Source organism: Microbacterium sp. MF43, from assembly GCF_012847295.1.
Taxonomy (GTDB): domain Bacteria; phylum Actinomycetota; class Actinomycetes; order Actinomycetales; family Microbacteriaceae; genus Microbacterium.
Genome location: NZ_JABBDY010000001.1, coordinates 915,399 through 933,743 on the forward strand (window position 1 = coordinate 915,399; position 18,345 = coordinate 933,743).

Here is an 18,345-nt window from a genome sequence, read left to right on the forward strand (position 1 = left end):
AGGCGCGGGGCGATGTCAGGCCGCGAGGCTCTTGCCGTGCGAGCCGAGCTGCTGCGTCGCCTCGACCACGCGCGCGGCCATCGCCGACTCGGCGACCTTGCCCCAGGCGCGGGGGTCGTAGGCCTTCTTGTTGCCCACCTCGCCGTCGACCTTGAGCACGCCGTCGTAGTTCTGGAACATGAAACCTGCGATCGAGCGCGTGAACGCGTACTGGGTGTCCGTGTCGATGTTCATCTTGACGACGCCGTTGGCGACCGCGAGGGCGATCTCCTCGTCGGTCGAGCCGCTGCCGCCGTGGAAGACGAGGTCGAGCGGCTTGGGGCCGGTGCCGAAGCGCGAGGCGATGCCCTCCTGGATCTCGCCGAGCAGCTCGGGGCGGAGCTTGACGTTGCCGGGCTTGTAGACGCCGTGCACGTTGCCGAAGGTGAGCGCCGAGATGTATCGGCCGTGCTCGCCCAGTCCGAGCGACTCGACGGCCTTGGTGACGTCGGCGACCGTCGTGTAGAGCGCCTCATTCGAGCCCTCGTGCTTGACGCCGTCCTCTTCGCCGCCGACGACGCCGATCTCGACCTCGAGGATCGCGTTGATGTTCTTCATGCGCGGGAGGAGGTCCTTGGCGATCTGGATGTTCTCGTCGAGGGGGACCGCCGAGCCGTCCCACATGTGGGATTGGAAGATCGGGTTGCGGCCGGCCTTGACCTCTTCCTCCGACGCCTCGATGAGGGGGAGCACGAAGCCCGGGAGGGCGTCCTTCGGGCAGTGGTCGGTGTGCAGGGCCACGGTGATCGGGTAGTTCTTGGCGACCTCGGTGGCGAACTTCGCGAACGCGAGTGCACCGGCGGCGCGCGCCTTGACGGTGTGGCCGGCGAAGTAGTCGGCGCCGCCGGTCGTGACCTGGAGGATGCCGTCGGAACCGGCCTCCGTCAGGCCCTGCAGGACGGCGTTGATGGTCTGCGAGCTCGAGACGTTGATGGCGGGATACGCGAAGCCACCGGCCTTCGCGCGGTCCAGCATGTCGGCGTACTGCTCCGGGGTGGCGACGGGCATGGGTGCTCCTTGGTCGTGAGGGGGCTTCACCACGACTCTAGCGAAGGGGGCATCAGCCGACAGGACGCGCCATCGCCGAACGGCCCCGGTTGCACTCCGATCTGCTCCTCGCGAAAGAATCGGCGTTCCTTCACTCGATCCGCGCGCAAATCGGACGATTCCGGAGACGAGGATGGTTAGCCTGGCGTCATGGTGAGTCTGACCGCTGACATGAGCCCCCTCCACCCCGACCGCAACCTCGCACTCGAGCTGGTGCGCGCGACCGAGGCGGCCGCGATCCGCGCCGTGCCGTTCATCGGCCGGGGAGCGAAGGAGGAGGCCGACGGTGCGGCCGTCGACGCGATGCGCGCGTTCTTCACCACGGTCAACTTCGACGGCACGATCGTCATCGGAGAGGGCGAGAAGGACGAGGCCCCCATGCTCTTCAACGGCGAGCGGGTCGGCAGCGGCCGCGGCCCGCGGTGCGACGTCGCCGTGGACCCGATCGACGGCACATCGCTCACCGCCGCGGGCCGCAACAATGCGCTGTCGGTGATCGCGGTCTCGGACCACGGGACGATGCTCGACGCTTCGAGCGTCTTCTACATGGACAAGCTCGTCACCGGCCCGGCCGGAGTGGGCGTGGTCGACATCCGCCTGCCGATCGGCGAGAACATCCGCCTCCTGTCGAAGGCGCTCGGAAAGCCGGTCGATGAGATCGTGGTGTCGGTGCTGCACCGTCCGCGGCACGAGGAGCTCATCGACGAGATCCGTGCGGCCGGGGCAGGGACGCGACTGATGAGCGACGGCGACGTCGCCGGTGGGATCAACGCCGCGCGGCACAACGCGCGCACCGACATGTGCGTCGGCATCGGCGGCAGCCCCGAGGGGATCGTGACGGCCTGCGCGATCAAGGCTCTCGGCGGCCACATCCAGGGCCGCCTGTGGCCGCGCGACGACGACGAGAAGCAGAAGGGCATCGACGCCGGGCTGAAGCTCGACGACCACGTGTACGAGGCCGATGACCTGGTGAAGGGCAGCAACACGATCTTCGTCGCGACCGGTGTCACCGACGGCCAGCTCGTGGCCGGCGTGCGTCGCGAAGGCGGCTACATCTACACGGAGAGCGTGGTCCTGCGCGGCGCCTCGGGCACGCTTCGTCGCATCTCCTCCGAGCACCTGACGTCGAAGTGGCTCTGACCCGCCATCTCTGAGCACGCGGGGCTGGTGTGGCCCGTGTGACGCGGGTGGTCGTTGTGATCGTGTCGTGACTTCAGCGCGGCCGATGTCTGGCAGAATCGATGCGGTCGACGACGACGCACGTGTTTCCGATGCGAGGGAGTCTCAATGTCCGGACAGGTGGGCGGATCGTCGCCCCAGACCGGTGCGCACGCGGTCGTGGCCAACGCCGTCGACCCGGCGCGTCGTCCCGACGTGCTCCTGCGGGTGCGCCGCGACGAGGGCCACGAGATCAGCGCGTGGTGGATGATCGGCGCCTTCCTGGGCGTCTCCGCTCTCGTGATCGGCCTGCTCAGCTTCGTTCCGGGCGGCGCGTGAGCGACTGAGCCGGCTCCTCATCCGCCGAAGGAGTCAGCCGCTCGCGCAGTTCGCCCAGATCGGCGGAAGCCGCGGGGTCTTCGACGACGCGTCCTGACGCCGCACGCGGCTCGTCGAGTGCGAGCGTCGCGTCGAGCAGTTCCGGCGCGGTGAGCCGACGCGGCGCCTTCTCGATGGTGGCGGGCCCGGCGACGGCGTCGAGCTTGGTCGCATCGATTCCCGGGAACTTGCGCGCGGTCACCAGGACGCGCGACTCGAGCGAACCGGCGAAGCGGTTGTAACTGTCGACGGTGCGCTCGATCGCGCGGCGCAGGTCGTCGGCGTGCCCGGCGAGCGAGCCGAGCCGCTCGTACAGCTGGTTGCCGAGGTCGAACAGCGTGCGCGCTTCGGCCGAGACATCCTGCTGCGTCCACGTGTACGCCACGGTCTTGAGCACGGCCCAGAGATTGACGGGTGACGCGAGGGCGACCCGCTTGCCGAAGGCGTGGTCGAGCAGCGCCGGGTCTTCCTCGAGGGCTGCCGCGAGAAGAGACTCGCTGGGCACGAAGCACACCACGAATTCGGGGCTGGACGACAGGCCCGACCAGTAGGCCTTCTTCGCGAGGGCGTCGATGTGCGCGCGGACGGCCTTGACGTGCTTGTCGAGGAGGGTGCGCCGGCGGGAGGCATCCGCGCCTTGCGCCGTGAACGGGATCGCGCTCGCCTCGAGGTACGCGTCGAGCGGGACCTTCGCATCGACCGCGATCGCCTTGTCGCCGGGGAGGCGGATCACCATGTCGGGACGCCCGGCGCCGGCGTCGGAGGTGATCGACGCCTGCAGGTCGAAGTCGACGTAGCGCGTGAGTCCGGCGGCTTCGACGACGCGGCGGAGCTGCGTCTCGCCCCACACGCCCCGTGTCGAGCCGGAGCGCAGTGCGCTCGCGAGAGACTCCGTCGTGGCGCGCAGCGCCTCATCGGACTCATGCGCCCGGCGCAGCTGCTCGGCCAGCGTTCCGAACTGGGTGTGGCGGTCGCGCTCGAGCTCGCCCACCTTCGCCTGCATGGCGGTCAGGGTCTCGTGCACCGGTGCCAGGGCGCGCAGCACGGACTGCTCGCGCCGCTCGCGCTCTTCGCGCGACGCCTGGTCGTGGCGCGCCTGCGCGGCCAGCTCGCGGTAGAGCACCTGCTGATGGTCGAGCTGCGCCTGAACGCCCTGCCGCGCGGCTTCGGCGCCGGCGAGGCGCGCGCGGAGGTCGGCGTGCTCGCCGGCGGCGCGAGCGGCGGCGCGCGCGAGCCCGGCGGTCCAGCCGGCCAGTGCGCCGAGCAGCAGTGTCGCCACGGCGATCATCGAGACGAGCAGTGCGTCCATGCCCTCATGGTGGGGGATGCCCCCGACATCGGCGGCACGGCGGGCCGGGGCATCCGCCATCCCGCGCAGCGGGGGATGCTCAGGCGACGGCGAACGACACAGCTGGGGCCGCAGCCACGGCGATCTGCGACACGCGCACGCCGCAGTACTCCGCGAGCAGATCGATGTCGTCGGCAGCCACGCGCCGCGCGGCATCGATCATCACGTGCGCGCACGCCAGGGCGTCGGCGGTGGCGTTGTGATGGGCGAAGTCCCCGAACCCGGCTTCGGCGGCGACGAACGGCAGGCGGTACGACTCCAGCTGGTACACCTTGCGCGCGACCTGCAGGCTGCACGCATAGCGGTACGGCGGGCACTCGTCGCCCGTCGCCTCGCACGCCCGCTTGATCACGGCCATGTCGAAGCCGGCGTTGTGGGCGACGAGGACGTCGTCACCCACGAAGGAGGCGAGGTCGCGCAGCTGGGCCGTCCAGGTCGGCGCGCCGACGACGTCAGCAGCGGTGATCCCGTGGATCCGGGTGTTCAGCTCGAAGAAGACATCGTGGCCGGCGGGCGGCTGGATGAGCCATCCGGCCTGATCGACGACGAGACCGCCGCGCACCCGCACGAGTCCGACCGCGCACGCCGACGCATTGGAGGAGTTCGCCGTCTCGAAGTCGATCGCGGTGAAGTCCAATGCCACGTGCCCAGACTCGCCCGCGCGACCGCGCCCCCGTCGGAGGCGCGCCGCCCGCGCCGCCGAGTCGCTCCCCGCTTTAGGCTCGGGAGCATGGCCACTCGAGATGAGATGTCCCGGTCGTTCGGCGTCGCCGCGAGCGCCTACGAGTCCGGGAGGCCCGAATATCCCCGCGCGGCCGTCGACTGGATGATCCAGCCCGTGCAGCACGAGGGACGCGCGCTGCGCGTGGCCGATGTCGGCGCCGGAACCGGCAAGCTCACCCGCACGATCGTGGAGGCGGGCGCCGACGTCGTGGCGATCGACCCCGACCCCGACATGCTGGCGGCGTTGCGCGGGAACGTCCACGGCGTTCCCACGTTCGCCGGGACGGCAGAGCGGATGCCCCTTCCCGACCACTCCGTCGACGCCCTGCTGCTCGGGCAGGCGTGGCACTGGGTCGATGCCGCGGCGGCCGCGGTCGAATGCGGCCGCGTGCTGCGCTCCGGCGGCGTGCTCGGCCTGATCTGGAACGTGAGGGACGAGTCCGACCCGTTCGTCCGCGGCCTCACGGCGATCATGCACGCGAGCAGCGCCGAACGCATGATCGCCGACGGCGGACCCACGGTGGGCGAGCCGTTCGGCGACCTCGAGAAGCGTGCGTGGACATGGACCCGCACGATGGGCCGCGACGCGCTCTTGGACATGGTCTCCTCCCGCAGCTTCGTGATCACGGCTGCGCCGGTCGAGCGCGAGCGCATCCTGCGCGAGGTCGGCGCCCTGTTCGACGCCACCCGCCGCACCGCGGACGATGGCGGCGAGGTGGTCGACCTGCCGTACCGCACCGAGGCGTTCCGCACCATTCGCTCGTAGCCCGTGTCGGCGCGCGCGACTAGCGTGGCGCCATGCGCGCACTCACCGTCTGCAACTTCGTCACCGTCGACGGCAGGTACGAGGACGACGAGCACGACATCGCGTCCTTCTTCGAGCATCAGCATCCCGACTACGCCGACGCGGACACCTTCGACCACTACACGACGAGCCTGCTGCGCGACGCGGGCACGCTCGTGCTCTCCGGCCGCCGCTCGGCGCTGGGGAACCTCGAGTACTGGACCGGCGTGAGGGGGGATCCGGATGCCTCGGCGATCCGCCGCGAGTTCGCCGACCTGATCCTCGGCGTGGAGAAAGTCGTCGTCTCCGACACCGTCACCGGTGACGACCTCGCACCGTACGAGAATGCCCGGATCGTGCCGGTGGCCGACGCGCGCGGCGAGATCGCACGGCTGAAGGGAGGCGAGGGTTCGGGCATCCTGATCCTCCTCGGACGCGTGCTGTGGAACGACCTCATGCGGGCCGGGCTCGTGGACGAGCTGCACCTCGTGACATTCCCGCTGATCGCGGGCTCGGGAGTGCCGCTCTTCGACGCCCGTCCTCCGGTGGCGCTGAAGCTCCTCGGCACGCGGACGTGGAAGGAGTCGGGCAACGTCCTCATGCGGTGGCGCGTCGACCCGGCGTGAGGCGCCGGTCGAGGCATCCGGCCACACGTAGACTGGATGCCCGTGGCTCTCACCATCGGAATCGTCGGACTGCCCAACGTCGGCAAGTCCACCCTGTTCAACGCCCTGACCAAGAACCAGGTGCTCGCGGCGAACTACCCGTTCGCGACGATCGAGCCCAACATCGGGGTCGTCAACCTTCCCGATCCGCGCCTCGACACGCTCGCCGAGATCTTCCACAGCGAGCGCATCCTGCCCGCGGCGGTGTCGTTCGTCGACATCGCCGGCATCGTCCGCGGTGCATCGGAGGGTGAGGGCCTGGGCAACAAGTTCCTCGCGAACATCCGAGAGGCCGATGCGATCGCCCAGGTGGTGCGCGGTTTCGCCGACGACGACGTCGTGCACGTCGAGGGTGCGGTGAATCCGCAGAGCGACATGGAGACGATCAACGCCGAGCTGCAGCTGGCCGACCTCGAGACGCTCGAGAAGGCGATCGCGCGGTACGAGAAGGAGGTCAAGGGCAAGAAGCTCGATCCCTCGGTGCTCGCCACGGCGATCGAGGCGCGTGACGCGCTGCAGCGCGGTGAGCTGCTGTCGGCGTCCGGAATCGACCTCGCGCCCATCAAGGAGCTCGGTCTGCTGACCGCGAAGCCGTTCATCTTCGTCTTCAACGTCGACGAGGCGGTGCTGACGGATGCCTCGCGCAAGGCGGAGCTCGAAGCGCTCGTCGCCCCGGCGAAGGCCGTGTTCCTCGATGCGAAGATCGAGTCCGAGCTGATCGACCTCGACCCCGCGGATGCCGCCGAACTGCTCGCCTCGACCGGTCAGGAGGAGTCGGGACTCGACCAGCTCGCCCGCATCGGCTTCGACACGCTCGGGCTGCAGACCTATCTCACGGCCGGGCCGAAAGAGGCCCGCGCGTGGACGATCGGCAAAGGCTGGAAGGCCCCGCAGGCGGCGGGCGTCATCCACACCGACTTCGAGAAGGGCTTCATCAAGGCCGAGGTCATCTCGTTCGACGATCTCGTGGCGACCGGCTCGGTCGTCGAGGCGCGCGCCAAGGGCAAGGCCCGCCTCGAGGGCAAGGACTACGTCATGCAGGACGGCGACGTCGTCGAGTTCCGCTTCAACGTCTGACACCCGGCCCCGTCCGCCCCGCATCGCCACCGCCGCGCCCCCGAATCCGTGAGCCCGAGAGGACTTCCGCACACATGACCGACATCCAGATCTTCGAGCCCGACGGACGCGCCGTGCCGTATCTCGTGGAGGGCGAGGGCCCGGTCGCACTCGTGATGGTCCCCGATCGCGGTCAGGACGCCCTCGGCGTCGTCGGTCACTACCTCGCCGAGGAGGCGGGGTTCCATGTCATCCGCATCGGATACCGTGCCGGCTCGAGCGGCCGGCTCGCGGCGGCGGAGCACGCGGAAGACGTCGTCGCCGTCATGGATCACCTGGGGCTCGATCACGCGTGGATCGGCGGTCACGGGTTCGGCGGCACCGTCGCGCGTCAGATCGTCGCGGCCCATCACGACCGCGCGAACGGCCTGCTGCTCCTCGGCGTCGAGGACGTCGACATCCCGCTCGCACCGGTGATCCCCGTGCTGATCATCCAGGGATCCGACGACGACGTGACCCCGCCGGCTCACGGAGAGCGCCTGCAGTCCGCCGCGCCCGAGCGCGCCAGCGTCAAGACGCTCGCCGGGCAGGGGCACTCCTTCCCCTCGACCGATCCGATCGAGACGGCCGTGATCATCGAGGAGTATCTCGACTGGGACTGAGTCCCGTGCGTGGAGCAGAGGAGGAGCGGATGCCGCGGCCCTCGCCTGCCGCGGCATCCGCCCTTCTCACCGGGCCGAGATCCAGACCGTTGTCTCTCCGGGGAGCACCCTCCCATCGAGGGGACCGCTCGACAAGGCGATGTCGGCGTCGGCGGGCAGGTCGAACGGCTCGGTCCCGAAGTTGGTGACGACCGTCCAGCCGTTCGGCCGGTGGAACTGCAGCACGTCGTGGCGCCCCGTCTCCACCCATGTCAGCGCCTCGCCTGTCTGCAGTTCGTGACGAAGCGCGAGCGCGCGGCGGTAGAGCGCCAGCGTCGAAGCAGGGTCGCCGTCCTGCACCGCGACGGCCAGATCGGCGAACCATGCCGGCTGCGGCAGGTGCGCGCCGTCGTCGCCGAAGCCGAACGACGATCCTTCCGCGGTCCAGGGCAGCGGCACGCGGCATCCGTCCCGCCCGATGTCCTCACCGGGGCTGCGGAAGAAGGTCGGGTCCTGACGGTGCTCGTCGTCGATCGCGGCGACCTCGTGCAGTCCCAGCTCCTCTCCCTGGTAGACGTACGCCGATCCGGGCAGTCCCAGCACGAAGAGGCTGGCGGCGCGTGCGCGACGGATGCCGGCAGCGGCGTCGAGCTCCGGCCGGGTTCCGCCTGAGAGCAGCCACTCGTTGCCGTGCTTGCGCAGCGGCCGCCCGTCGGTGCCGCGCTCGGCATCGGGCAGCCCGTAGCGGGTGGCGTGGCGCACCACGTCATGGTTCGACAGCACCCACGTCGTCGACGAGCCGGACTGCGCCGCCAGGGTCAGGTTGTCGGTGACGATGCGCCGGAACTGGGTCGCGTCGAAGTCGGCCTCCAGCAGATCGAAGTTGAACGCCTGCCCGAGGCTCTCGGCGCGCGCGTACAGCGGGATGCGGGACGGCTCGACCCAGGCCTCCGCGACCGCCGTTCGCGGCGGATCGTACGAGTCGAACACTTCGCGCCACTCCGCATACACCTCGTGAACGTCGTCGCGGTCGATCATCGGGTGGTTGCCGTCGCGGGGGATGGCGTCGAGTTCGGCCTGCGACGGCAGCGGGTCGACGAAGTCCTTCGTGAGCATGTGGGCGACGTCGATGCGGAAGCCGTCCACCCCGCGGTCGGACCAGAAGCGCAGGGTGTGGACGAAGTCCGCGCGCACCTGTGGATTCGACCAGTCGAGGTCGGGCTGCTCGACGGCGAAGTTGTGGAAGTACCACTGGCCGTCGCCGACCGGCTCCCACGCGGGGCCGCCGAACACCGACACCCAGTCCGCGGGAGGCTGCGAGCCGTCGGGACCGGCGCCGTCGCGGAAGATGTAGCGCGCACGCGCTGCCGAGCCGCGGCCGGCGGCGAGCGCCTCCTGGAACCACGCGTGCTTGTTCGACGTGTGGTTGGGGACGATGTCGACCACCACTCGGATGCCCTCCGCGTGGAGCGCCTCGACGAGCGCGTCGAAGTCGTCGAGGGTGCCCAGGCGCGGATCGACGTCGCGGTAGTCGGCGACGTCGTAGCCGCCGTCGGCGAGCTCGGACGGATAGAACGGGCTGAGCCAGACCGCGTCGATTCCGAGGTCCGCGAGATAGCGCACACGGGAGAGGATTCCCCGCAGGTCGCCGATGCCGTCGCCGTCGGCATCGGCGAAGCTGCGCGGATACACCTGGTAGACGACGGCTTGCCGCCACCACTCGGGCGGTTCGGGGTCGGTGTGGTCGGAGGTGAGGGGTGCGGTGTGCACGTGGGTCGTCACAGGGACGCAGTCCTTTCGCGGTTGCGTTGTTCGGTTCGATTGTGAGGGAGGGGATGCCTCGGGCCTCAGCCCTTGACAGCGCCCTGGGTGACGCCTTCCACGACCCATCGCTGGGTGAAGAGGTAGACGACGATCGCGGGTGCCATCGCCATGAGGTAGGAGGCGAAGGACACGTTGTAGTTGTTGCTGAACTGCGTCTGGAACTGGTTCTGGACGACCGGCAGCGTCTGCAGCGCGGGATCCGAGATGATCAGCGACGGCATCATGAAGTCGTTCCACGACGCCAGGAAGGCGAAGATGCCCACCGTGGCGCTCATCGGCGCGAGGAGCGGGAAGATCAGTCGCCAGAAGGTCTGCCACGTGGTGGCGCCGTCGATGCGTGCGCTCTCCTCCAGCTCCGCCGGGATCGAGCGCAGAAAGGCGGTGAAGAGCAGAATGCTGAAGCTCAGCTGGAACATCACCTTCAGGATCACCACGCCGGCGGGATTGTCGAGCCCGGTGAGCCCCGTCAGCTGGATCTGCGGGAGGGCGACGACGGGGAACGGCAGGAACATCGCGGCGAGCAGGTAGTAGAACGAGTACCGGAAGAGCTTGCGGTCCCAGTTGCGCGAGATCGCGAAGGATGCGAGCGCCGCGAGGAGGATCGTGCCGACCACGGTGAAGACCGTGATCAGCAGCGAGATCGTGAACGATCGCGGGAAGTTGGTGAGCTCCCAGGCCTCGACGAAGCCGTCCAGGCTCCACGGGGCCGGCCACGAGAACGCGTTGCCGTCGACCGCCTGGGACTGCGTCTTGAACGCCATCATGACCGTGACGTACAGGGGGATGAGCACCGTGACGGCGCACAGCGCCAGCACGATGGTGCCCGGCCAGTTCACGCGCTCCATGGCGAAGCGGGACCGTGCGGGTTTGCGCGCGGCGTCACCGGCGAGCACGCGCTCGGCGGCCATGTCCTCGACAGCGAGGGCGGGTTGCGTTGTCATCAGAACACGTTCCTTCCGCGGGTGAGACGGAGCTGGAGAAGCGACAGGCTGATCGCGATGAGGAAGAAGATCGTCGCGTTGGCCATCTGGTAGGCGTAGTCGCCCCCGGTGAAGCCGGTGAAGATCGTCATCGCGATGGTCCGGGTCGCGGTCCCCGGGCCGCCGTTGGTGAGGCCGACGATGATGTCGTAGGCGTTGAGGAAGTCCTTGAATCCGATGATCACGTTGATCACGACATAGCCGGCCACGAGGGGCAGCGTGATCCGCAGCAGCTGCTGCAGCTTGCCGGCGCCGTCGATGGCGGCCGCCTCGTAGACGTCACCGGGAATCGACAGGAGTCCGGCGATGTAGATGAGCAGCGTTCCGGGGATCGCCTGCCAGGCGGTCACGATCACGATCGCGATCCAAGCGAGGTCGGGATCGGCGAGGATGCTCTCGCTCATCCATCCGATTCCCCAGGCCTGACCGAGAGCCGGGACCGAGTTGGAGAACAGGAAGTTGAAGACGTAAGCGATGATGATGCCCGAGATGACCATCGGGATCACGAAGATCGCCCGCAGCCCGGTCTTGAGGCGCACGCGGGACACGAGCCCCACGGCGAGCAGGAACGCCAGCGCGTTCACGGCGATCACCGTGACCGCGGCGAAGCCGAACGTGAACAGGTAGCTCTGCAGGATCGCCGGGTCGGAGAAGACCGCCACGTAGTTGATGAGGCCGATGAACTCCCATTCGCCGAAGCCGATGGAGTTGGTGAAGCTGAAGAAGATCCCGATCACGGCGGGCACCGTGATCGCGAGCGTGAACAGGATGAGGGCGGGCAGCAGGAAGAGGTAGTAGACCCCCTCCACGCGTCGGCGCGTGCGCGGCATCGTCGCCGCCCCGCTCCGCCGGCTCGTCTTCGGCGCCGTGAGAGCGGCCGTCGTGGTTGCCATGGGTTTCCGTCCCTTCGTATCGCGCTATTGGCGCAACGCCAGGCGTGCCCAGTCGGCGTCCATCACACGCAGCGTGCTCTCGACGTCGGACCCGGTCACGACGCCCTGCATGTAGTTGTCGGTCGGGATGGTCAGCGGAATCGCCTTCGAAGCGCCCTGGTAGAACTTCGCGGAGTCGTAGTACTCCTTCATGCCGAGAATCCGCTCGTCGGTGACGGGTGCGGAGTCGGTCGTCGTGCCGTACCCGAGGAAAGCCGCGTTGTACTCGTCCATGACGTCCTTCCGGAACAGGTAGCTGAGGAAGTCCCGCGCACCCTCCTTCTGATCCGACGCCTCGGGGATCCATGCTGCGAGGTCGATGTTCACTCGCACGCGGAGGTCGTCGGGGTCGTCCGTCATGGGCAGCGGGAACGTGCCGAGATCCAGATCGGGGTCGGTCTTGGCGATCTCGCCGAATGCCCACGGTCCCTGGATGTACATCGCCGCCTCGCCGTTGGCGAAGGCGAGATTGCCATCGCCGTACCCTCGGCTCGCGGCGTCCGGATTCGTGTACTCGCGCGCGAGCTGGGCCATCTTCTCGACAGGCCCCGCCAGCGTCTTCTCGAACGAGACCGGCGAGTCGGGCCCGACCTCTGTGCCCAGCTCGTTCATCTGGTCGTAGAAGTCGGCGACGTCGATCTCGCCGCCCACCGCGTAGTCGAACCAGCCCTGTCCGACGGTCCAGGGATCCTTGAAAGTGGCGTAGAACGGCGTGACGCCCGCGGCCTCGAGAGTGTCGCACACCTCGATCAGCTCGTCCCACGTGGTCGGGACGGCGAGGCCCTGCTCTTCGAAGATCTGCCTGTTGTAGATGACCGACGCGGCCATCACCGAGTACGGGAGGACACTCGTGCGCCCGGGATAGGTGGCGTACTGGTCCACGAGGTCCTGCACCTCGGGGAGGATGCGGTCGGCCTCGGGCATGTCGCTCAGGTCGCTCAGAGCCCCGCGCTCCATGAAGCGCGCCATCTCCATGTTGTAGTTGAGCAGTCCGAGGTCCGGGGGATTGCCCCGGAGGAAGCCCGCCTGCAGGTTGGAAGACGTGTCGAACACCACCTCGACGTCGTCCTGGCTGGCGTTGTACTCCGCGATGAGATCGCGGAAGTAGGGGATCGCCTCGGGTTTGCTCAGGTGGAAACGCACCTCGGCGGGCCCGGCCGGAGCCCCGCAGGCGACGAGCGCCGCTCCGAGGAGCGTCACGATGGCGCCCGCGGAAGCGGCTCGGCGGAGGTGAGTGGGGGAGTCAGGCACGACGTTGTCCCTTCCGTGATCGTGGGGCGATCGTTGGTCCGACGACTAGATTTAGGTATCGAATCAACTGGATGTGAACCATAATGACGGGGAAGCCGCGAAAGGTCAATGCCCCGATGCCTCAGACTCCGCCCAGCTCCGGCGTGCTCCGCCGGGCGAGCCTCGACGCCGTGCTCGGCCACGCGTGGGATGCCGAGGCGTTCACCGCCTCCGACGTTCTCGAGGCCGTGGGCATCACGCGTTCCACGGCGATCGACGTCATCGACGAGCTGGTCGATCGCGGGCTGCTCTCCGAGCTGCCCAACGCGCGCGCGGTCGGGGAGTACCGCAAGGGCCGCCCGGCGCGCCGGTTCGCTTTCCGCGCCGACGCGGCGGTGGTCGTCGGCGTCGATGCCGGTCGCGCGAATCTCACGGCGACCGTCGCCGACCTGAGGGGGGCCGCCCTCGCGGTGCGGCATCTGGCGGTGGACCCGCAGCAGGACTCGCCGGAGCAGCGGCGGCGGGATGCCTCGGCCGTCGTGGACGGCGCGCTGGAGGACGCCGGCCGATCGCGCACCGATGTTGCCGCGGTCTGCGTGGGCGTGCCCGCACCCGTCGATGCGCGGGGGGAATCGCCGCAGCATCGCGACGACTTCTGGCGGCGGATGAATCCCGGCTTCGCCGAGCTGTTCGCCGCGTGGGCGCCTGTGGTGCGCGTCGAGAACGATGCGTCGCTCGCCGCGGTCGCGGAGCACTCGGTCGGCGCCGCGATCGGCCATGACGACTTCGTGACGCTCCTCGCGGGCGAGCGGCTCGGGGCCGGCGTGTGGGTCGACGGCCGGCTGCTGCACGGAGCGCACGGCGGTGCGGCCGAGATGGTCGCATTCGATCACGTCCGCGGTGTGGACGGCGCGTGGGGTCTCGGCTACCGTGCCGCGAACCTGGCCCGTCAGGCGCGGGACGCAGGTGCACTGCCCGCATCGAGCGCGCTGCGGCGGCTGGCGGCCGACGAGATCGACGGCAAGACCGTGCTGTCCCTCGCCTCGGCTGGAGACGAAGGGGCGCTTCTCATCGCGCGGCAGGTGGGGGAGACGCTGGCCGTCGTCGCCGGCGTGCTGGGGAGCCTGTTCGACTCCCGCCTCATCGTCGTGTGCGGCGCCGTGGCGGAGGGTGCCGGCCCCCTCATCGAGGCCGCGCTCGGCGCGCTTCACAGCGAACTCGACCTGCCGGCCCCCGATATCGTCGCCTCCACGCTCGGAGCCGACATCGTGTCGGTCGGCGCCGTGCGCGCCGCCGTCGACGCCGCCCGTGCCGGCATCCTGGGGCTCCCCGCGTTCGCGGCGCCGCTTCAGGAGGCGAGGGCCGGCGCCGATCGCTGACGTCGCGCCGGCACCGCGCAGGCCGGCCGCGCGGCAGGTGCTGTGCGGAGCCGGGCCGCGGGTGTATCGTTCGGGCTGTCCGCTCGCACCGGTGCCGTGGGAGTCCGGTGGAGCCGGCGGATCCCACCTGGGGGTGCGACATGGTCACGAAGCTGCCGTCGTCCGGCGCCATGCCCGCGGGGCAGGAAGCCGGCTGCGACACGTCCGGGCTGATCCTGGTGCACCGGATCTTCCGGTGGCTCTACCGCGAACTTCCGCTGCTGATCCGTGACGTCAAGCCCGGAGACACCGCGAGGGCGGCGATCGTCGGCAGGTATGCGCACCTCGACTTCTTCGCGCTGCACATGCACCACGAGACCGAGGACATGGCGCTGTGGGATCGGCTGACGGCCCGTGATCCGGGATGTGCGCTCCACGTCGACCAGATGCGTGCGCAGCACGCCGAGGTCGCCGCGCTGCTGGCGCGCATCGAGCCGCAGCTCGACCCCTGGGTCGCCTCCGCCGATCCCGAGCTGGGCGAGGCGTTCGCCCGCGACATCGAGACACTGCGCGACACGCTCTCCACGCACCTCGGCCACGAGGAGGAGCTCATCATGCCCGTCGCCGGTGCGGTGCTCTCGCAGCAGGAGTGGGACTGGATGGAAGAGCACACCCGCGCGACGCTGTCCAAGCACCGCAAGGAGCTCGGCAAGGACATCATGGCGCTGCAGGCCGGACTGCTGATCGCCGCCGTTCCCGAGGACGAGCGGGAGGCGTGGATGCGCGCCAACATCCCCGCCCCGATCCGGCTCCTGTATGCGCTCCTCATGAAGCGGCAGTACGAACGCGCGATGCGCGAGCTCTATCCGGATCGGCCCATTCCGGCGATGGTGTGACGATCGTGTGGAAGCGCGTGGTGATCGATGTGCACATGCCGCACCCTCCGTCGCGCGTGTTCCCGCTTCTCGCCGACCCGGGGAGGTGGCCCGACTTCGCGCCGGCCGTCGCCTTCCGCCAGCGCATCGGAGACGATCCGGTCGGGATCGGCGAGCGGTGGTGGGCCGTCGACCGCATCGGGCCGTTCCGCGTGCGCTTCGCCGATGTGCTCGAGAGCCTCGACCCGGGCCGGCGGGTGGTGTGGCACTCGACCTCGCCGTGGAACTCCCGGGTCGAGTACGCGTGCCTGCCCGAGGGAGGCGGGACGCGCGTGCACGCCGAGTACGAGGGCGATATCGCGGGGTGGCTGGGGCTGACGGCGCTGATCCCGGACCTCGTGTGGCAGGGGATCCTGATGCGGGACTTCCACGGTCTGACGCGGCTGCTCCACGCCGAGGATCTCCGGGGTGATGTCGACCGGGGCCGCCGGCCTGCGAACCCGGAGGCTGCCCGGATCACGGGTGCCGGGGCATCCGTCGCCCGCGCCGGCTAGAGCGAGACGTCGTTCTCGATGTCCTCGGCGAGCTCCTCGATCGCGTCGGGGCGCAGCGCGACGCCCGCCGCTTCGAGGCGCTCCCCGAGCACACGACTGACGTCGTCGGTCACCCTGCCGTGACGGATGTCGTCCTCCACCTCGGCGACGACGCGTTCGATCGTCTCGGCGCGATCGTCGTCCAGGGCGCCGCTGAGGTTGCCGTTGTGGATGCTCATGCGCTCACCCTGGCCTCGGCGCCCGGTCGTGCGCACCCCCTTGACGCCGGCCGCGACCCGTGCGTGGACCCGTGTCGGCGGAGGGCGATAGCGTGCACCCATGCCGCTCCCCGAACACCTGCGCGACTGGATGCTCGACTCCGACCCCGCGTTGCGATGGCAGGTGGAGCGCGACCTCCTCGGCACGCCGACGCCGCAGTGGCAGGCCACCCGGGCTCGCGTCGTGACCGACGGGTTCGGTGCCGCGCTGCTGGCCCAGCAGGATCCCGACGGGCAGTGGGCTGGGGGCTCCTTCTTCCCCGCGGGCTTCTTCGACAGTGACGAGCCCGATCAGCCCGGGCAGCCCTGGATCGCGACGACGTGGGTGCTGCGCGACCTGCGTGAGTGGGGAGCGGATGCCTCGGCCCTCGGCGACACGGCGGCCAGGCTCGATGCGAACAGCCGGTGGGACTACGACGACCTGCCCTATTGGGGCGGCGAGATCGACGTCTGCATCAACTCATACACGCTGGCGACCGGGGCCTGGCTCGGCGCCGATGTCTCGTCGCTGGCGGCATGGTTTCCGGAGCACCAGCTCGCCGACGGCGGCTGGAACTGCGAGGCCGAGGAAGGCAGGTCGACGCGCTCATCCTTCCACTCGACGCTCAACGCGCTCCGCGGCATGATGCAGTACGAACGGCTCACAGGCGACACGGGTCTGCGCGAGTCGCGCCGCCGTGGCGAGGAGTACCTGCTCGAGCGGCGGCTGCTCTATCGGGCGACGACGGGCGAGCCGGTCGGCGAGTTCGTCAGCCGCTTCGTGTACCCCAACCGGCACCGTTACAGCGCCCTGTACGCCCTCGACTACTTCCGCGAGGCGTCGCTGTGGGAAGGGCGAGATCCCGACCCGCGACTGGCCGACGCCATCGCCGTGGTGCGCGACGCGCGGCAGCCCGACGGCACCTGGCTGCAGACCACTCCGCTGGCCGGGCGCACGTGGTTCGAAGTGGACGTGCCGGAGGGGCAGCCGTCGAAGTGGCTCACGCTGTTCGGGACGCGAGTGCTGGACTGGTGGGATTCCGTGCGCTGAGCGGCCGCCGACGCCGCGAGCGTCTCCTCTCCTCGGCGCGGGGCGGCACGGTCGGCGGGGGATTCACGCGCTCGCGAGCTCGAGGAGTCGTCGACGGCCGGCGCCGATGATCGCCTTGAGACGTGTGCGCGCTGCGACGACCGCGGGGTCATCCGCGCGATCGGCCGGCACGCGCGCCGGATTGAGGGCGGTCGTGTTGGCCCAGGCGCGGAGGTCGGGCTCCGTCGTCATGGCCAGGGACGCATCTCCGCCGATGACCTGCATGCGCGCCCAGTCCGTGGGGGTGTTCGAGTAGGGAGACGGGCGACAGACCCGGTTCTTCTCCTCGTCGTCGTCGCGAGTCGCCTCGACGTACCCGGCGAGGGCGGCACCGAAGCACGGGAAGCCCACGCGCACCGGCTGCGGTGTGATCGCGGCGCGTGTCCAGATGGGGCGCAGCCCGGGGTACTTCAGGCCGTCCGCCGCGCAGTGGATCACGAGCGCATCGGCCGGCACTCCGACGTCTGCGTCGTCGAAGCGGAGGCGACCCGGCGCGACCGAACGCAGGTGCCCCCGGCGCACCACGTCTTCCACGCTGCGCAGCAGCTCGAGCTCCCAGGTCGCGAGCGTGGGCGTCTTGGCCATCGTGGGCGTGACGCCCGTGTCGATCCTCAGCATGATCCCGGCCTCCTCCAGTCGCCGGAAGACGTCGTCCGCACTTGAGGCCGCCGCAGCCGCCTCCATCGTGTCTGCGGCCATTCCGAGGAAGATGGCGGGGTCGGGCTGCACGACCGCTCGGTTGAGCAGCCACGGGTCACGCGGACGCACCCACGTCAGGTCGTCGGCCGCCACCCCCTGCTGCAGCAGCCACACGCACGCATCGGTCGCCGTCTTGCCCGCGCCGACGATCACGAAGTGCGGCGGAGGCGATTCCACGCGCGCCACGTCGTTGACGGAGATCACGCGCGTATCGTCCTCGACCGCGAACGGCGGGGGAGTGAGGGAGGGGATGCTCGGCGAGAGGTAACGGGCATCGACGACGCGCGCTCGTGGCGCGATGAACCCCGCGCCGCTCACCATCGACAGGAAGCGCCCGTCGCCGACGTATTCGCACATGCCGTGGAAGTCGACGCGACCGGTGGCCAGCAGGTGTTCGAGGACGCGGTCGTAGTAGGCGCAGACCTCCGCGCCGCTCGCCCGCTCGTGCAGGCCGCGCTCGGGCCCTACGCCCTGCAGACGACCGTCGCCGAGGAGCGTCGAGGCGACGCCGTAGAACGCGGATGCCTGATGCAGCCGGACGAACCCGTACGCATCGCGCCAGTGTCCGCCTGCCGCTGGACGTCGATCGACGATCGCGACGGATGCCTCCGCGTTCGCGCTCACGAGGGAATCGATGAACGCCATCCCCATCGCGCCGGCACCGACCACGAGGTAGTCGACGTCGACGACCGACTCCATGGGCCTATGAGAGCACCGGCTCCGAAGCG

19 protein-coding genes are annotated in these 18,345 nt (G+C 69.7%); 10 read left to right on the forward strand and 9 right to left on the reverse strand.

Translation table 11 applies throughout. The features are described from left to right. Window positions 1-15 precede the first annotated feature (15 nt). Window positions 16-1,047 (reverse strand): class II fructose-bisphosphate aldolase, encoded by a 1,032-nt coding sequence (fbaA, locus tag HF323_RS04075; RefSeq protein WP_169581243.1) that lies wholly within the window; start codon window positions 1,045-1,047, stop codon window positions 16-18. 189 nt (window positions 1,048-1,236) lie between these two features. Here fbaA and glpX point away from each other — a divergent pair, with 189 nt between their 5' ends. Both glpX and HF323_RS04085 read left to right on the forward strand, forming a co-directional pair. Then, window positions 1,237-2,226: a class II fructose-bisphosphatase gene (gene glpX / locus HF323_RS04080; protein ID WP_169581244.1), complete on the forward strand. Its 990-nt coding sequence runs from the start codon at window positions 1,237-1,239 to the stop codon at window positions 2,224-2,226. A gap of 147 nt (window positions 2,227-2,373) precedes the next feature. Beyond that, window positions 2,374-2,583: a UDP-N-acetylmuramyl pentapeptide phosphotransferase gene (locus HF323_RS04085; RefSeq protein WP_169581245.1), complete on the forward strand. Its 210-nt coding sequence runs from the start codon at window positions 2,374-2,376 to the stop codon at window positions 2,581-2,583. Here HF323_RS04085 and HF323_RS04090 read toward each other — a convergent pair. Both HF323_RS04090 and HF323_RS04095 read right to left on the reverse strand, forming a co-directional pair. After that, complete coding sequence (locus tag HF323_RS04090; RefSeq protein WP_169581246.1) at window positions 2,558-3,931, reverse strand: DNA recombination protein RmuC; 1,374 nt, start codon at window positions 3,929-3,931, stop codon at window positions 2,558-2,560. The two genes, HF323_RS04085 and HF323_RS04090, sit on opposite strands and share 26 nt — an antisense overlap. Before the next feature lie 79 nt (window positions 3,932-4,010). Continuing rightward, window positions 4,011-4,613, reverse strand: coding sequence for a 3'-5' exonuclease (locus HF323_RS04095; RefSeq protein WP_169581247.1), 603 nt, complete (start codon window positions 4,611-4,613; stop codon window positions 4,011-4,013). A gap of 87 nt (window positions 4,614-4,700) precedes the next feature. On the opposite strand from HF323_RS04095, the gene HF323_RS04100 reads away from it, so the two are divergent. The 4 genes from HF323_RS04100 (at window position 4,701) to HF323_RS04115 (ending at window position 7,860) form a co-directional block, all read left to right on the forward strand. After that, window positions 4,701-5,459 (forward strand): class I SAM-dependent methyltransferase, encoded by a 759-nt coding sequence (locus HF323_RS04100; protein ID WP_169581248.1) that lies wholly within the window; start codon window positions 4,701-4,703, stop codon window positions 5,457-5,459. Window positions 5,460-5,491: 32 nt separating this feature from the next. Further along, window positions 5,492-6,103 carry a dihydrofolate reductase family protein gene (locus HF323_RS04105; protein ID WP_169581249.1) on the forward strand — a complete coding sequence of 204 codons (612 nt, stop codon included), beginning with the start codon at window positions 5,492-5,494 and terminating at the stop codon, window positions 6,101-6,103. A 42-nt stretch (window positions 6,104-6,145) separates the two neighbouring features. Then, the gene (gene ychF, locus HF323_RS04110; RefSeq protein WP_169581250.1) at window positions 6,146-7,219 is read left to right on the forward strand and encodes a redox-regulated ATPase YchF; all 1,074 of its coding nucleotides are present in this window, start codon (window positions 6,146-6,148) and stop codon (window positions 7,217-7,219) included. 74 nt (window positions 7,220-7,293) lie between these two features. After that, on the forward strand, window positions 7,294-7,860 hold the full coding sequence (locus HF323_RS04115; RefSeq protein ID WP_169581251.1) for an alpha/beta hydrolase: 567 nt from the start codon (window positions 7,294-7,296) through the stop codon (window positions 7,858-7,860). A 66-nt stretch (window positions 7,861-7,926) separates the two neighbouring features. Here HF323_RS04115 and HF323_RS04120 read toward each other — a convergent pair whose 3' ends face one another. The 4 genes from HF323_RS04120 to HF323_RS04135 all read right to left on the reverse strand — a co-directional run bounded on the left by HF323_RS04120 (window position 7,927) and on the right by HF323_RS04135 (window position 12,778). Next, window positions 7,927-9,609 carry a glycoside hydrolase family 13 protein gene (locus HF323_RS04120; protein WP_317450996.1) on the reverse strand — a complete coding sequence of 561 codons (1,683 nt, stop codon included), beginning with the start codon at window positions 9,607-9,609 and terminating at the stop codon, window positions 7,927-7,929. A gap of 77 nt (window positions 9,610-9,686) precedes the next feature. Beyond that, a complete protein-coding gene (locus HF323_RS04125; protein ID WP_223169198.1) occupies window positions 9,687-10,508 on the reverse strand; it encodes a carbohydrate ABC transporter permease in 822 nt (273 codons plus the stop codon). 95 nt (window positions 10,509-10,603) lie between these two features. Further along, window positions 10,604-11,536, reverse strand: coding sequence for a sugar ABC transporter permease (locus HF323_RS04130; protein WP_169581254.1), 933 nt, complete (start codon window positions 11,534-11,536; stop codon window positions 10,604-10,606). Between the two features lie 24 nt (window positions 11,537-11,560). Beyond that, entirely contained in the window at window positions 11,561-12,778 is a 1,218-nt protein-coding gene (locus tag HF323_RS04135; protein ID WP_317450997.1) for an extracellular solute-binding protein, read from the reverse strand. 164 nt (window positions 12,779-12,942) lie between these two features. On the opposite strand from HF323_RS04135, the gene HF323_RS04140 reads away from it, so the two are divergent. From HF323_RS04140 to HF323_RS04150, 3 genes are all read left to right on the forward strand, one after another. Further along, the gene (locus HF323_RS04140) at window positions 12,943-14,184 is read left to right on the forward strand and encodes an ROK family protein (protein WP_169581256.1); all 1,242 of its coding nucleotides are present in this window, start codon (window positions 12,943-12,945) and stop codon (window positions 14,182-14,184) included. A gap of 140 nt (window positions 14,185-14,324) precedes the next feature. Further along, window positions 14,325-15,059, forward strand: a complete 735-nt coding sequence (locus HF323_RS04145; RefSeq protein WP_169581257.1) for a hemerythrin domain-containing protein — start codon at window positions 14,325-14,327, stop codon at window positions 15,057-15,059. Beyond that, the gene (locus HF323_RS04150; protein ID WP_169581258.1) at window positions 15,056-15,592 is read left to right on the forward strand and encodes an SRPBCC family protein; all 537 of its coding nucleotides are present in this window, start codon (window positions 15,056-15,058) and stop codon (window positions 15,590-15,592) included. The genes HF323_RS04145 and HF323_RS04150 overlap by 4 nt, the downstream gene beginning before the upstream one ends. On the opposite strand, the gene HF323_RS04155 is transcribed toward HF323_RS04150, so the two are convergent. Further along, window positions 15,589-15,810, reverse strand: a complete 222-nt coding sequence (locus HF323_RS04155; protein WP_169581259.1) for a hypothetical protein — start codon at window positions 15,808-15,810, stop codon at window positions 15,589-15,591. The genes HF323_RS04150 and HF323_RS04155 overlap by 4 nt on opposite strands. A 100-nt stretch (window positions 15,811-15,910) precedes the next feature. On the opposite strand from HF323_RS04155, the gene HF323_RS04160 reads away from it, so the two are divergent. Continuing rightward, entirely contained in the window at window positions 15,911-16,879 is a 969-nt protein-coding gene (locus tag HF323_RS04160) for a squalene cyclase (RefSeq protein ID WP_169581260.1), read from the forward strand. Window positions 16,880-16,942: 63 nt separating this feature from the next. Here the strand turns inward: HF323_RS04160 and HF323_RS04165 are convergent, their stop codons facing one another. Further along, a complete protein-coding gene (locus tag HF323_RS04165; RefSeq protein ID WP_169581261.1) occupies window positions 16,943-18,316 on the reverse strand; it encodes a pyridine nucleotide-disulfide oxidoreductase in 1,374 nt (457 codons plus the stop codon). Window positions 18,317-18,345 lie beyond the last annotated feature (29 nt).